This is a genomic window from Aminobacter sp. UC22_36, from assembly GCF_044056035.1.
Lineage (GTDB): Bacteria > Pseudomonadota > Alphaproteobacteria > Rhizobiales > Rhizobiaceae > Aminobacter.
Genome location: NZ_CP171996.1, coordinates 3,028,260 through 3,043,635 on the forward strand (window position 1 = coordinate 3,028,260; position 15,376 = coordinate 3,043,635).

The 15,376-nt window shown below is 61.6% G+C and carries 8 protein-coding genes and 2 pseudogenes; 5 read left to right on the forward strand and 5 right to left on the reverse strand.

Going from position 1 to position 15,376, the window contains the following annotated elements:
- Nucleotides 1-24: 24 nt before the first annotated feature.
- Both ACHMW7_RS18215 and ACHMW7_RS18220 read right to left on the reverse strand, forming a co-directional pair.
- A complete protein-coding gene (locus tag ACHMW7_RS18215) occupies nucleotides 25-2,475 on the reverse strand; it encodes a penicillin-binding protein 1A (protein WP_395446969.1) in 2,451 nt (816 codons plus the stop codon).
- Nucleotides 2,476-2,692: 217 nt separating this feature from the next.
- On the reverse strand, nucleotides 2,693-3,958 hold the full coding sequence (locus ACHMW7_RS18220) for an N-acetylmuramoyl-L-alanine amidase (RefSeq protein WP_395451357.1): 1,266 nt from the start codon (nucleotides 3,956-3,958) through the stop codon (nucleotides 2,693-2,695).
- Nucleotides 3,959-4,609: 651 nt separating this feature from the next.
- On the opposite strand from ACHMW7_RS18220, the pseudogene ACHMW7_RS18225 reads away from it, so the two are divergent.
- Nucleotides 4,610-7,454: pseudogene (locus ACHMW7_RS18225) on the forward strand (ribonuclease E/G).
- Between the two features lie 164 nt (nucleotides 7,455-7,618).
- Nucleotides 7,619-8,080 (forward strand): MucR family transcriptional regulator, encoded by a 462-nt coding sequence (locus ACHMW7_RS18230; RefSeq protein ID WP_395446970.1) that lies wholly within the window; start codon nucleotides 7,619-7,621, stop codon nucleotides 8,078-8,080.
- Nucleotides 8,081-8,129: 49 nt separating this feature from the next.
- Here the strand turns inward: ACHMW7_RS18230 and ACHMW7_RS18235 are convergent, their stop codons facing one another.
- A complete protein-coding gene (locus ACHMW7_RS18235) occupies nucleotides 8,130-8,420 on the reverse strand; it encodes a Dabb family protein (RefSeq protein WP_395446971.1) in 291 nt (96 codons plus the stop codon).
- 601 nt (nucleotides 8,421-9,021) lie between these two features.
- Here ACHMW7_RS18235 and ACHMW7_RS18240 point away from each other — a divergent pair.
- Nucleotides 9,022-10,279: pseudogene (locus tag ACHMW7_RS18240) on the forward strand (class I SAM-dependent methyltransferase).
- Between the two features lie 142 nt (nucleotides 10,280-10,421).
- Nucleotides 10,422-11,405, forward strand: coding sequence for a glycerophosphodiester phosphodiesterase family protein (locus ACHMW7_RS18245; RefSeq protein ID WP_395446972.1), 984 nt, complete (start codon nucleotides 10,422-10,424; stop codon nucleotides 11,403-11,405).
- Between the two features lie 62 nt (nucleotides 11,406-11,467).
- Here ACHMW7_RS18245 and ACHMW7_RS18250 read toward each other — a convergent pair whose 3' ends face one another.
- Nucleotides 11,468-13,444, reverse strand: coding sequence for a bifunctional 2',3'-cyclic-nucleotide 2'-phosphodiesterase/3'-nucleotidase (locus tag ACHMW7_RS18250; RefSeq protein ID WP_395446973.1), 1,977 nt, complete (start codon nucleotides 13,442-13,444; stop codon nucleotides 11,468-11,470).
- Nucleotides 13,445-13,617: 173 nt separating this feature from the next.
- Nucleotides 13,618-14,091 (reverse strand): Lrp/AsnC family transcriptional regulator, encoded by a 474-nt coding sequence (locus ACHMW7_RS18255; RefSeq protein WP_214385829.1) that lies wholly within the window; start codon nucleotides 14,089-14,091, stop codon nucleotides 13,618-13,620.
- A 153-nt stretch (nucleotides 14,092-14,244) separates the two neighbouring features.
- Between ACHMW7_RS18255 and ald the strand changes: the two genes are divergently transcribed.
- On the forward strand, nucleotides 14,245-15,360 hold the full coding sequence (gene ald / locus ACHMW7_RS18260) for an alanine dehydrogenase (protein WP_395446974.1): 1,116 nt from the start codon (nucleotides 14,245-14,247) through the stop codon (nucleotides 15,358-15,360).
- The last annotated feature ends 16 nt before the right edge of the window (nucleotides 15,361-15,376 follow it).

Consider the following 15,376-nt stretch of genomic DNA (forward strand, 5'->3'; position numbering starts at 1 on the left):
CGAATGCCGGACTGGCTAGCGATCCTAGTAGAGGCCACCGCCGCCTTCGCTGATGGCCTTGCTGGCCTGTGGCGACAGCGCTTCGCCGTAACCATTGGTACCGTCTTCACCCATGCCGATGACCCAGTAGCTGTCGGCAGGCCCGGTGCCGGGCTTGAAGGCTTCCATGATCGTGCCCGGCGCACCCTCGCCCGCCTGCATGCCGGTCTTGCGGTCGATCGAAATCAGCTTCATTCCGGCAGGCAGGACGAAGTCGACCTTGGGCGTGCCTTCGAGAGCAACCGTCATGAAGTCCTTGAACACCGGTGCCGCCAGGCCACCGCCAGTGGTGCCCTTACCGAGCCCCTGCGGCTTGTCGTAGCCGAGATACAGTCCGACGACGAGGTTGGGCGTGTAGCCAACGAACCAGGCGTCCTTCTCGTCGTTGGTCGTTCCGGTCTTGCCGGCAATCGGACGGTTGAGCGACAGCAATGTCGTGGCCGTACCACGCTGGACCACGCCTTCCAGCATCGAGGTGATCTGGTAGGCGGTCATCGGATCGAGCACCTGCTCGGAATTGTCGACCAGATCCGGTTCGGGCTGGTTGGCCCATTCGGTGGCGACGCAGCCTTCGCAGCCGCGCTCGTCATGCTTGAACACGGTCTTGCCGTAGCGGTCCTGGATGCGGTCGATCAGCGACGGCTTGATCTGGCGGCCGCCATTGGCCATCACGGCATAGGCTGAGACCATGCGCATGACGGTGGTCTCGCCCGCGCCCAGCGCCATCGGCAGATATGGTGCGAGCTTGTCATAGACGCCGAAACGCTCGGCATATTCGGCAACCGTCTTCATGCCCATGTCGTTGGCCAGGCGCACAGTCATGAGATTGCGCGAGCGCTCGATGCCGGCGCGCAAGGTCGAAGGACCGGCAGCCTTGCCGTCATAGTTCTTGGGCGACCAGCTTACATTGCCCGACTGGATGGTGATCGGGCCGTCCATGATCACCGATGCTGGTGTGTAGCCATTGTCGAGTGCCGCGGCGTAGACAAACGGTTTGAACGCCGAGCCGGGCTGGCGCATCGCTTGCGTCGCGCGATTGAACTCTGACTGTGCATAGGAGAAACCGCCGACCATGGCCAGCACACGGCCGGTATGCGGATCCATGGCGACAAGGCCGCCCGACACTTCAGGCACCTGGCGCAACGCATAGCCGTCGCCGTCGTTCTTCTCGACATAGATCACGTCGCCGGCCTTCAGCACTTCGGACGGAGAATTGGCCTTCACGCGCTTGCCGTCGGCGACGTAGCGCATGGCAAAGCTCATGTCGTCCTTCGACACCGTGCTTTTCTCGCGGTCCTTGGACAGCGCGCCGGAAATCTCGCGCTTGGGCTGCAAGCCAATTTCGAGGCCGGTCTTCGAGCTGTCGAGCACGACTGCCAGACGCCATTCGGGAACGTCGTCCAGCGCCTTGACCTCGCCGAGTGCCGTGCCCCAGTCGCCCGAGATGTCGATGTTCTTGACCGGGCCGCGATAGCCACGCAGACGATCATACTTCTCGAGACCCGACTGCATGGCCTTGCGGGCCATGGCCTGCAGCTTCGGGTCGAGCGTGGTGCGCACCGAAAGGCCGCCCTCGTAGAGCGCGTCCTGGCCGTATCGAGCGATCAGTTCGCGGCGCACTTCCTCGGTGAAGTATTCGCCGGCGAAGACATAGGTGCCGGTACGGCGCGGCGTGACGCCAAGCGGCGAAGCCTTGGCCTTGTCGCCTTCCTCACGCGAAACGTAGCCGTTGACCACCATCTGGTCGATGACCCAGTTGCGGCGCTCGATGGCACGGTCGGCATATTTGAACGGGTGATAGTTCGACGGGCCTTTTGGCAGCGCGGCGAGATAGGCGGCTTCGGCGACAGTCAATTCGTTTACCGACTTGTCGAAGTAGGTCAGCGCGGCACCCGCGATGCCGTAGGCGCCGAGCCCGAAGAAGATCTCGTTGACGTAGAGCTCGAGGATACGGTCCTTCGAGTAGGCCTGCTCGATGCGGAAGGCCAGCACCATTTCCTTGATCTTGCGCTCGTAGGTCTGATCCGAGCTCAAGAGGAAGTTCTTGGCCACCTGCTGGGTGATCGTCGACGCACCGACCTGGCGGCGGCCGGAACCGAAATTCTGGAAATTGGTCAAAACGGCACGGCCGAGGCCGGTCACGTCGATGCCGGGATGGTTGTAGAAGTTCTTGTCTTCGGCCGACAGGAACGCCGCCTTGACACGATCGGGCACGGCCTGGATCGGCAGATAGAGCCGGCGCTCGCGCGCGAATTCGCCCATTAACGCGCCATCGGAGGCGTGGACGCGCGTGGTTACCGGCGGCTCGTATTTGGCGAGCACCTCGTAGTCGGGGAGTTCCTTGGTGAGCTGGCCGAGATAGATCGCCACGCCTGCTGCAACGACGAGCGCAAGCGTCGTGCCGATGCCGAAGAAATAGCCGATAAGACGAATCATGCCCGCTCCAGTACAAGGTTCGGGGATTCCCTAAACCAACCCGCCATCACCGCAAGCCGCAGGTACTTGTCCCGATCCGCAATGGCCACCCATGTCGCGCGGTTGTGGACAAAATACGGCAACAGCCCCGCAAGCGCCAAAGAATCTGGCCGAAAACAGCACAAATGCCCGTTCCGCGACCTGTCGGCAATCCAGACAAGAGGGCGAAGCAATCTCATCAGCCGCCAGTACCACCCCTCTCGGCGACAAAGGCGGCCACCGCCTTCGAGATACTCGTAGCGGCCTTCTCGCGCCAATCGGCGCTGCGAAGCTGCTCTTCGTCCTGGGGATTGGAGAGATAGCCGAGTTCGACCAGCACCGACGGCACGTCAGGCGCCTTGAGCACCCGGAAACCGGCTGAACGATGCGGGTTGTTGATCATGCCCACCGTCGGCGACAGTTCGCCGACCAGTGAGCGAGCAAAACGAGTGGAAAAGCCGTGCGTCTCGCGCCGGATCAGATCAACGAGAATGTCCGAGACTGCGTGGTTTTCTTCGGCAACATCGACGCCGGCAAGCTGGTCGGAAAGGTTTTCACGATCGGCCAGCGCCTGTGCGTCAGCGTCGGATGCCTTGTCCGACACAGTATAGACGGTGGCACCGCGGATACCCTTCAGCCTGATCGTGTCGGCATGGATCGAGATGAACAGGTCGGCCTCTTGCTGGCGAGCGATGCGAACGCGGTCGTCGAGGCGAAGAAACTCGTCGCCCTCGCGGGTCAGGACGACCTTGTAGGCACTGTTGGAGGCAAGCTTGGCCTGCAGCTCTTTGGCAAAGGCGAGCGTGACCGTCTTTTCGACTGTGCCGTTCAGGCCTTCGGCACCACCGTCGATACCGCCATGGCCCGGATCAAGCACGATCGTGAACGGCCGGTCGCCGCGATGCGCGATCTTGCCGAGCCTGTCGGTCTTGGCCGTTGTCGAGCCCGTCGTTTCGGCCTGGACAGCGAGTGCGGCATCGAACTCACGCTCCGAGGCGGCAGCGATGTCGGCGACCAGGCGATACCCGGATCCGTCTTCATTCCTGAGGATATCAACCTTCTCGACGCTGAACGGCCCCTTCGACGTCACGATCAGCCGCGAAGCGCCCTCGCCCGACGCGCCATAGCGTACGCTCTTGATAAGACCGCGCGGCTTGAGATCCTTGGCGTCGAGCGCAAGCGTAGCGTCGGGAAGATCGACGACAAGACGATGCGGGCTGCGCAGCAGGAACCACTTCGGTTCCGGCTCGCGGTCGAAATTCATGACGATGCGCATGTGGGTCGCATCGCCTGCCATCTTGTAGTCGAGTGTCTTTATCGTTTCGGCAGCGCAAACGGGCTGGCAGTTGAAGCCGGCAAACATGACGAGGCACGCCAAAAACACAAACATCGCACGGCACGCCGTGCCGCCGGGCTGGACGCCCCCGAACGGGAAGCTCTTGCCAGTCAATGCCGCAGGCCCCATCTCAGTCTTGCCGCTCCAGAAAACCAGGTGCGCAGTCATTGCGCGCCGTTACCAATCGCCGGCCAGATACGCGGCCCCTCGATTAACGAGTGGTAACCAGAGAAGGTTAACCGAGTCTTTGTCGGAATGCTCCCCCTAGCGTTGCCGCACCTGCCTTTGCCGGCATCGGAAATCGGGGTTGCGCTCAACCTCGCCAAATCATAAAAGCGACATTGGATCACTGCAATCCTGGGCCCGCGCCCTCAGCGCCTTCCGCTAGGGAACCACGCGACGAGCGATGGCCCGACTCGCGACAGAGATAGATTTCAGTGATCGCGACGAGATTCGCAGGCGCGGCCCGTGGCGGGGTAGCGACTGCGTGAGAAAAACGGCCGGACACTATTCCGCGCCGGCTCTGTAAGAGCAAAGTAGCTGGTCCGGATTCCCGGGCTTAGATTTGAAACAAGGTTCCGCAAGGTCACGCATTGGCCACAGACGCAATCATGGACAGGTCCGCAGGTAACCGCGCCATCACGGCAGCGGGCGGCACCGCCATGGCGTTTTGGCTGCGACCGGTGGACGCAAAATCATCCGGCACCCCCTCATCAGCAAACTTACGGCGGCGGACGAGTTCCCGCAGGCCGCAGCTGACGGCTGCCGGGAGGACAAATAATGCCCAACAAGATGCTGATAGACGCCTCCCACCCGGAGGAAACACGGGTTGTCGTAGTTCGCGGTAACCGTATTGAAGAATTCGATTTCGAATCACAGGACAAGAAGCAGCTCAAAGGAAACATCTACCTCGCCCGCGTAACGCGGGTTGAACCGTCCCTTCAGGCTGCCTTTGTCGAGTATGGCGGGAACCGTCACGGTTTCCTCGCCTTCAGTGAAATCCATCCCGACTACTACCAGATCCCGGTTGCCGATCGGCAGGCGCTGCTGCGCGCCGAGGCGGAAGAAGCCGAGGACGAGGAAGACGAAGACAACGAAGGCGACGATAGCAAGAGCCAGGATCGCAACCGTGGACGCCGCAGGCGCCGCGGTGGCAAGAATCGTGGCCGCAACGACGAGAACAAGCCTGAAGGCTCGGGCGACGACGACGGCGCTTCCTCGGAAGAGGACGGCGAATCGATTGCCGCAAGCGACGCCTCCGACGCAAACGCCGACGAGTCGTCAGCCGACACATCGGCCGACGAGGACAATGGCGGCTCGGACGAGCGCGAGCCGACATCGATTGCCGCGTCCGTCGATGCCGACGTCGTTTCCGAACGGGCACCCGAGCCGACCGTCACGGAAAACGAAAACGGCGGCGTGATCGAGGAGGTCCACTCGGTCCACCACGACGATCACGAGATCGAGTCGGTCGGCGCCGAAGATGCGCTTGAAGAAGTGCGCAACCGCCGCAAGCCGGTTCGCCGCCACTACAAGATCCAGGAAGTCATCAAGCGCCGCCAGATCCTTCTGGTCCAGGTGGTCAAGGAAGAGCGCGGCAACAAGGGCGCTGCGCTGACGACCTATCTGTCGCTCGCCGGCCGCTATTCGGTGCTGATGCCCAATACGGCGCGTGGCGGCGGCATTTCACGCAAGATCACCAACGCCCAGGACCGCAAGCGCCTGAAGGAAGTGGTTGCCGATCTCGAGGTGCCGAAGGGCATGGGCGTCATCCTGCGCACCGCAGGTGAAAGCCGCACCAAGGCCGAGATCAAGCGCGACTACGAATATCTGATGCGCCTGTGGGAGAACGTCCGCAGCCTGACGCTGCAGTCGACCGCACCCGCGCTGGTCTATGAGGAAGGCAGCCTGATCAAGCGATCGGTGCGCGACCTCTACAACAAGGATATCGACGAGGTTCTCGTCGCCGGCGAAGACGGCTACCGCGAGGCCAAGGACTTCATGCGCATGCTGATGCCCAGCCATGCCAAGGTCGTCCAGCCTTACCGCGACATCACCCCGATCTTCGTGCGCAGCGGCATCGAATCGCAGCTCGAGCGGATGGTCCAGCCGCAGGTGACGCTGAAGTCGGGTGGCTACATCATCATCAACCAGACCGAAGCGCTGGTCGCCATCGACGTCAACTCCGGGCGCTCCACCAAGGAGCATTCGATCGAAGAGACGGCACTTCACACCAACCTTGAAGCAGCCGAGGAAGTCGCGCGCCAACTCAGGCTGCGCGACCTCGCCGGCCTGATCGTCATCGACTTCATCGACATGGAGGAGAACCGCAACAACCGTGCGGTCGAAAAAAAGCTCAAGGATTGCCTGAAGAACGATCGCGCCCGTATCCAGGTCGGCCGCATTTCGCATTTCGGCTTGATGGAGATGTCACGCCAGCGCATCCGCGCCAGCGTGCTCGAATCGACGATGAAGCCCTGCCCGCATTGCGGCGGCACCGGCCATGTGCGTTCGGAACTCGTCGGTTGCGCTGCAGGTCGTGCGCGCCATCGAAGAGTTCCTGCTCAAGGACTCGCGCAGCCACATCACGGTCAAGACCCCGGTGGCGACCGCTCTTTACGTGCTCAACCACAAGCGTTCCACGCTGGTGGATCTCGAAAGCCGCTTCGGCGTGACGGTCACGCTCGAAGCCGATGACAGCGTCGGTTCGCAGAACCATGCCATCTTCCGCGGCGCTATTGCCGAGAAGCCGGCGAACTTTGCCCTGCCCGTTGCTGCCCCGGCCTACGAAGAGCCAGAGGAAATCGAAGACGAGATCGTCGAAGAGGAAGAAGAGGCCGTCGTGGTCGAGGCACAGCCTGCCCGCGCGCCGCAGCCTGCAGCAGCCGAAGGCGAGCAGCACGACCGTAAGCGGCGCAAGCGCCGGCGTCGCCGTGGCGGCCGCGATCGCGACCGCGAGCATGGCGCTCAGCAGGATGGTGCCGTCGTTGCTGGCGAGGCCAGTGAGTCCGAGGATGGCGAAGACGACGTCGCCGCCGAAGTCGCTGTTTCCGAGGACGCCGGTGAAGCCGCTGTCGTGGACACGACTGCGGCCGAAGATGCTGCGGCCAAGAAGCGGCGTCGCGGCAAACGTGGCGGCAAGCGCAACCGCAAGGAAGACGAAGAGCCGTCGGCAGAGGGCGACGAACAGCTCGCATCCGACGACGCGACCGTCGCCGAAACCAGCGTGCGCGAAGTCGTCGCCGTCGAAGCGGTAGCGGTCGAAGTTGCCGCGGAGGAGCCGGAGGCTGTCGTCGAAGCCAAGCCGAAAAAGGCGCCGCGCCGCTCGGCCAAGGCCAAGAAGGCTGAGGCCGAAGCTGTCGAAGCTCCCGCGGTCGAGGCCGTTGCCGAAGCTGTCGCGCCTGAAGCCGAGGCCAAGCCCGAGAAGAAGGTGGCAAAGCCGCGTGCGCCACGCCGCAAGGCTGCCGCTGCTCCGGCCGAAGAAGACGTCGTCTCCGAGGCCCCCGCAGCGCCAGTTGCGCCCGCAGCACCTGTGATCACTTCGGTGGTCGAAGCCGAGACAGCCACCTCCACCGAGGCAAAGCCGAAAAAAGGCGGCTGGTGGCAGCGCAAGGGCTTCTTCTAATATTCAATACTTCTAATACAAAAGACCCCGACCAGCATTCGCCGGTCGGGTCTTTGATTTTTGACATTATTTTGCTTGCCGTCCGACACCATTTGCACCGATATACGGCACAGCAAATGGTTAGACTCATAATTTGCTTTTAATACTGCCCGGAGAGACGGCCGATGACGAGTGATAGCAAGATCGACATCCTAGGACTAACTGCCCATATCGTCAGCGCCTATGTAGAGAACAACAAGGTTCCAGCAACCGGCTTGCCAGAGTTGATCGCCAGCATCAACGCGTCGATCCTGTCGCTCGATCAACCTGCCGAAGCGCCCGCCGAAGCCCAGCAGCCGGCCGTGAACCCGAAGCGCTCGGTGCATCCCGATTACATCGTCTGCCTGGAAGACGGGAAGAAGTTCAAGTCGCTGAAGCGGCACCTGTCGGTGCATTTCGGGCTGACGCCCGAGGAATACCGCGCCAAGTGGGGCTTGCCGGCCGACTATCCGATGGTTGCGCCGAACTACGCCGCTGCGCGCTCGCAGCTCGCCAAGTCGCTTGGCCTCGGACGCAAGGCAGCCGCAGTATCTTCCAAGGCGGCGGCAACGCCAGCCAAGACACGCGGTCGCGCCAAGAAGGCATAATTTCTGGAAAAGCTAAAGACGCGCTTCGGGTTCGCCCGGAGCGCGCTTTTTATTGCGCGGCGACCACGTCCGCCGAATAGCGCAGTTCGCGCATCGGACGCACACGCTGGGTCGTCCTGTCATAAAGCGGATGGGCCTTGTAGGCGGCAAGCGCTGCCTGGTCGGCAAACTCGGCATAAACGACGATGTCGATCTCGTCCGAATACGGGTCAACCTTGGTGTTCACCGTCACTTCGAAGACGGTGGAATGCGGGATATTGCCAAGCGCCGATAATTCCTCGCGGATCATCTCGACGTCCTGTTTGTGCCGCGCGCTGAAAAACACGATGTGCCGGATCAAGCCGCGATTCCTTCTGCTGCTTTCGCTGGCGCCTTTTGGTTTGGCTTTTGGTCCGCGTCAATCCGACAAAAGGCAGCAGCACGATTCGGTCTTCCTACACATCAGCCTGTGATCATCCGCACGACGCGGTGCACCTCCTGGACCGCTGTGCCGGTGGCATTGCCATGGTTGTAGAGAACGTCCCAGATGAGGAACAAGGCGACGCACATTATCACGACGACATAGCGAATTTGATGCCCTCCCCGCAGTTGGACGAGAAGCCCGCTAAACCTGGCGAACCATTGCCTCACCTTAATGCATTAGTGATATCTAATAGCAAAGAAATTCACTTTCGCTGGCTGAATGCGCTGGGTCGAGCCCTGGGGCGCTTCTGGCATATCAGCGCTTGCCAGATGTCACTTGAAGTTCGAGATATTGGCGGTGAAGATCACGACAGATTCACCGCAGCACGCGGCAGTCTTGGCGCCCCCGAGCCAAGTCCATCGCGAGTTGACTGGAGATGCGTCCGGCGGCGCCTTTCCGACCAGACGAAGACAGCGGTGCACAAGCTTGCAGCAACAGGCCCGACACGCCGTACCGGGCAGAAAATTGGGACGTCGAGATGGCCCAGCGGAATTCGGACGGTTCTACGAATCAAAATGTGACGAGGCTTCACGAGGGCAACGTCGCGGACTTCGCCAGAGGTTTGCCGGCGCGTGTGCGCATGGCGCTGTCGGCGGCACTTCACCTGCCGCGCGGCTCGCTCAAGGTGAAGATGCCGGACGGACGCAGCATCTTGGTCGGCGGCAAGGCGCCGGGACCGGAGGCGGAAATCGTGCTGCACAATTGGAAGCTGCCCTCGCGCGCTTTCAGCGGCGGCACCATCGGGGTCGCCGAATCCTATATCGATGGCGACTGGGACAGTCCTGACGTCACGAGCTTCCTCGAACTGTTCGTGGTCAACAGCGAAGCGGGAGAAGGTGTCGCCGGCGGCGCCAACTGGCTGCTGTCGACCATCCAGCGCATTCGCCACTGGCTCAATGACAACACCCGCACAGGTTCGAAGCGCAATATCTCTGCCCACTACGATCTCGGCAACGCCTTCTACAGCCAGTGGCTTGACCCGAGCATGACCTATTCCTCGGGGCTCTATGCAACAGGCGCCAATGACCTGGCCGGCGCGCAGGCCGAAAAATATCGTGCCCTGGCGCGCGACACCGGCATTGGCCCCAACGACCATGTGCTGGAGATCGGCTGCGGCTGGGGCGGCTTCGCCGAGTTTGCGGCGCGCGAGATCGGTTGCAAGGTGACGGGGCTGACGATCAGCCGCGAGCAGTTCGATTTTGCCCGAAAAGCGCATCCACAATGCCGGGCTATCCGACAAGGTCGAATTCAAGCTGCAGGATTATCGCGACGAAACCGGCAGATATGACCGCATCGCCTCGATCGAGATGTTCGAGGCGGTGGGCGAAAAATATTGGCCGGCATTCTTCGCCAAGATGAAGCAGTGCCTGCCGTCCGGCGGCACGGCAGGCCTGCAGATCATCACCATCAACGAGGCTGCCTACCCGCTCTACCGAAAGCGGCCGGATTTCATCCAGCGTTATGTCTTTCCCGGCGGCATGCTGCCGACACCGACTTTGCTCAAATCGCTTGGCGCCGAACACGGGCTCGATTATCTGCGCGAGCGTGTCTTTCCGCAGGACTATGCCCGTACGCTTGCCGAATGGCGCACCCGCTTCTGGTCGTCCTGGGAACGCATCGTGCCGCTCGGCTTCGACGATCGCTTCAAGAAGCTCTGGGAGTTTTACCTGCACTATTGCGAGGCCGGCTTCCGCGCCGAGTATATCGACGTCAGGCAGGTGGTCTACAAGGCCTGAATACCTCCTCACCCAGCGAGTGAGCTGATCTGTCACTCAGATCGGTCAGCCACGACTTGTTGTGGCTCGCTTTGCGCCGCCAAAAAGCCTGATCGTTGCTCAAGCTAGTTCCGTGCACAACAGTGTCGGAGCGAATCAACACATGCGCAAACGAAGCATTTTTCTTCTCTCGACCCTTGCTCTTGCCGGAGCCGTCTACCTCAACAACACGTCGTTGCTTTCCAACCGTCCAGACGGAAAGCCGGTTCTCCTCGCCCATCGCGGACTGGCTCAGGAGTACGATCGCACCGGCCTCACCGGCGACACCTGCACCGCCGAGCGCATGCTTGCGCCACGGCACGACTATCTCGAAAATACCCTCCGCTCGATGGATGCCGCCTTCGCGCGCGGCGCCGATGTGCTTGAACTCGATGTGCATCCCACCACCGACGGCAAGTTCGCTGTCTTCCATGACTGGACCGTGGATTGCCGCACCGAAGGCAGCGGCGAAACGCGCAGCCATTCAATGGCGGACCTCAGGAAGCTCGACGTCGGCTACGGCTACACCGCCGATGGCGGCAAGACATTTCCGTTCCGAGGCCAGGGCGTCGGGCTGATGCCCGCGCTCGACGAGGTGCTGGACCGCTTCCCCAATCGGCGTTTTCACATCAACATCAAAAGCAACGACGAGAAAGAGGGCGAAGCGCTGGCAGCCTTCCTGTCAGGCTTGCCAGCGGAGCGCCGTGCCGCCCTCACCGTCGTTGGCGGTGACAGGCCGGTGCTGGCCGTCAAAGCCGCCCTGCCCGACATGCGCACGCTCAGCAAGAAGTCGCTGACCCGCTGCCTGTTACGCTACCAAGGGCTCGGCTGGAGCGGCTATGTGCCGGAGGACTGCCGGGGCGGAACGCTGTTTGTTCCGATCAACATCGCGCCCTGGCTGTGGGGCTGGCCGAACCGCTTCCTCGACCGGATGGAGAGCGTCGGCACCAATGTGTATCTGCTCGGGCCCTATCATGGCGGCGGCTTCTCGGATGGCATTGACGACCCCGCCGTCATCGACGCGCTGCCTGAAGGCTATTCGGGCGGCATATCCACCGACGCGCTCGATCTGGTCATGCCAGCCATCGAACGCCGAGCTGCCAACTGATCAGTTGGCCAAAAAGAAAGGGCGGCCGGATCTCTCCAGCCGCCCTGCCGATCCGCCAGATATCAAAGCGTGATCCGGTACTTCGCAAAGCCTTCGGCACCGTCGCCCGCCGGCTCGATCTTGACGGCTTTGACCTCAGATATGTGGTCCTTGGCCTTTGGCCCCGTTTCGAAGATCACCGAAGCACCCGCAACCGGGGCAAACGACCAGTTGGAGTCCGCAGACGGGTTGATCGTGCCCTGGTCGACGATGTAGCGAACGATCACGTCGCGATTGGTGTCGGGGGCCTCGAACACCAGTTTCGACGCGTTGATCTCGGGGAAATTGCCGCCGCCCCCGGCCCGGTAATTGTTCGACGCGACAACGAATTTCGCTGCGGGATCAATCGATTTTCCCTCGAACATAAGGTCGACGATGCGGTTTGAGCCAGCGTCCAGAACCGCACCCTTGGGGTCATATTTCGGCGGCTGCGCCAGATCGATCTTGTAGGTCACGCCGTCGATGACATCGAAATTATAAGACGGAAATTCAGGATTGATCAGCACCTGGTCGGGCTTGCCAGGCTCGACCTTGTTGAAGATACCGGCCGACATTTCCAGCCACTCCTTGACCTGGGCGCCGGTGACAGCCACCGCCTGCACGGTGTTGGGGTAGAGGTAGAGGTCGGCAACATTCTTGATCGCAACAGCACCGGCCGGAACGTCGGTGTAATAGTCCGGCCCGCCACGGCCGCCCGACTTGAACGGCGCTGCAGCCGACAGCACCGGCAGGTCCTTGTGCTCGGTGTCCTTGAGCATGTCCTTGATGTACCAGATCTGCGCCTGGCTCACGATCTGCACCGACGGATCGTCGGCGACGAGAGCAAAGTAGGAATAAAGCGGTGCTGAAGTCTTGCCGACAGGTGTGCGCACATAAGTGAGCGTCGCCTCGTGTTCTTCCTTGGCTGCAGTCTCGACCGCAGCCTTGCTCTCGACCGTCGGCACCACCTTCTTGTCGACACGCTTGGAGATCGGACGCGCCTCGCTGGTCGAGCTGACCACCTTCCAGGCATTGCCGTCGCGTTCAAGCAGCAGGTCGATCAGGCCGAGATGCGAGCCCCAGAAGCCGCCCATCACGCCGGGCTTGCCGTTGATCGTACCCTTGGCGTTGTCGAGCCCCTCGACCTTGTCAAATTTCGGCCCGGGGAAATCGAGATGGCTGTGACCGGTGACGATTGCGTCGATGCCCTCGACGCCGGCAAGCAGGATGGAGGCGTTTTCGAGGTTTTCCGCCGCCTGTGGCGTGCCCATGCCCGAGTGCGACAGTGCAATGACAATGTCGGCGCCCTGCTCGCGAATCTCAGGCACCCAGGCCTGCGCTGCCTTGACGATGTCGCGGGTCATCGCCTTGCCATGCAGGTGACGCGAATCCCAGGTCATCACCTGGGGCGGCACAAAACCGATCAGGCCGATCCGGATCGGATGTTCGGCTCCGGAACCATCCTTCACCTTCTTGTCGAGGATCACATATGGCTTGAGGAACAGTTCGTCCTTGGTCGCGTCGGCGGCCAGTTCTCCCTTGGTCAGGTTGGAGCAGACGACGGGAAAGTTCGCGCCGGCCAGAACCTTGAACATGTAGTCGAGGCCATAGTTGAATTCGTGATTGCCCAGCGTCGAGCAATCATAACCCAGCGTGTTCATCGCCTTGATGATCGGATGGACGTCGCCATCTTTCATGCCGCGCTGATAGGCCATGTAATCGCCCATCGGGTTGCCCTGAAGGAAGTCGCCATTGTCGACAAGGATCGAGTTGCTGGCCTCGGCGCGAATGGCGTCGATGATCGATGCCGTGCGGGCAACACCCATCGTGTCATTCGGCTTGTCTGCATAATAGTCGTAGGGAAACACATGGACGTGCAGATCCGTGGTTTCCATGATGCGAAGATGCGCCTGGTTGGCCTGCGCGCGTGCCGAAAAAGGGTGGAGCATCACAAGCGCACTCGCCGCAGCCGATCCCGCCAGGAAAGAACGGCGAGAAACAGATTGAATCACGTTGGACATTTTCATTCTCCAGGAAATGAACGGACAGTATTTAGCCGGCGTCCCAAAGATCAAATGTTGCGCCAAAATCCGTACGAGTTCCAGCCGACTCGCATGACAGCCTCGCGACAGTCTGTGGAGAATGGATTGGTCCAGCGCGATGCTACCGATTTCAGCCTGGTATCTGGCGCCGCTCAGAGCAGTTCCGGCCTTATCCCCATCACCGTGCGATCGACGATCTCGCGCAAGGCGAAGGATGAATTGATCTTGGTGACATGCGGCATCGCCGACAGCCATTCCTTGTGGATGCGCTCATAGTCGGGCAGATCGCGGGCGGCGATGCGAAGGATGTAATCATACTCACCCGACATCAGGTGGCATGACAGGATGTTGGGACAACGCTTTACCGCGACCTCGAAATCCGAAAGCGTCTTTTCGAATTGCCCCGACAGCGAAATGTGGACGATCACCGTCATCTGGTGACCGAGAGCGACATTCGAAAGACGGGCGTGATAGCCGCTGATGATGCCCGACTTCTCGAGGTTGTCGAGGCGGCGCGAGCAGGCCGACTGCGACAGCCCAATCTTTTCGGCCAGTGCCGCATTGGGCATCCGTCCATCCTTCTGAAGCGCGTCCAGAATGGCGATATCGATCCTGTCCAACGGCATTCTTCGAATTTCCTTCGATAATACAGAGGATGCGCGCAAAAATTAACGAACAACCCATGGTAGCGCAACCGTTTTCGCAAACATATTCGGAACGATTCGTGATTGACTTCGTCATCAGGGAGAAAGCCAAAATGGCTGCGGAGGAGCAGGAAGATGCGCGTAGGTTGCCCCAGAGAAATCAAGAACCATGAATACCGTGTCGGGCTGACGCCCGGCTCGGTCCGCGAATATGTCGCCCACGGCCACGAGGTCCTGGTCGAAACCGGTGCCGGCTCGGGCATAGGGGCCGACGACAATGCCTATCGAGCAGCCGGCGCCCAGATCGCCAGGACCGCCGAAGAGGTGTTCACCCGCTCCGACATGATCGTCAAGGTCAAGGAGCCGCAGCCCAGGGAGTGGGCGCAGCTGCGCGACGGCCAGATCCTCTATACATATCTCCACCTCGCGCCGGATCCGGAGCAGACCAAGGGGTTGCTTGCCTCGGGTGTGACCGCCGTCGCTTATGAGACGGTGACCGACGAGCGCGGCGGCCTGCCGCTTCTCGCGCCGATGTCCGAGGTCGCTGGTCGCCTGGCGATCCAGGCCGGCGCGACGGCGTTGCAGAAGGCCCATGGTGGCCGCGGCGTGCTGCTCGGCGGCGTGCCGGGCGTGCTGCCGGGCAAGGTCGCGGTCATCGGCGGTGGCGTCGTTGGCCTGCATGCGGCACGCATGGCAGCCGGGCTTGGCGCCGACGTCAGCATCATCGACCGCTCGATCCCGCGTCTGCGCCAGCTCGACGATCTGTTCGCCGGCCGCGTGCACACGCGCTACTCGACGGTCGAGGCACTCGAGGAGGAATGCTTCTCCGCCGACCTGATCATCGGCGCAGTGCTCATCCCCGGAGCCGCCGCGCCAAAGCTGGTCAGCCGCGAAATGCTGTCAGGCATGAAAAAGGGAGCGGTGCTGGTCGATGTCGCCATCGACCAGGGCGGCTGCTTCGAGACCTCGCACGCAACCACGCACGCCGACCCCACCTACGAGGTCGACGGCATCATCCACTATTGCGTTGCCAACATGCCGGGTGCAGTTCCGGTCACTTCAGCGCATGCGCTCAACAACGCCACGCTGCACTACGGCCTTGCGCTCGCCGATCGCGGCCTGAAAGCCCTCGCCGACGAGCCGCATCTGCGCAACGGCCTCAACGTCCACCGCGGACGGATTACCAATCGCGCGGTCGCCGAAGCACTTGGCTACGAGATGACGGAAGCAAAGTCCGCGCTGGCTGCCTGATTCAGCGAAATCCAAC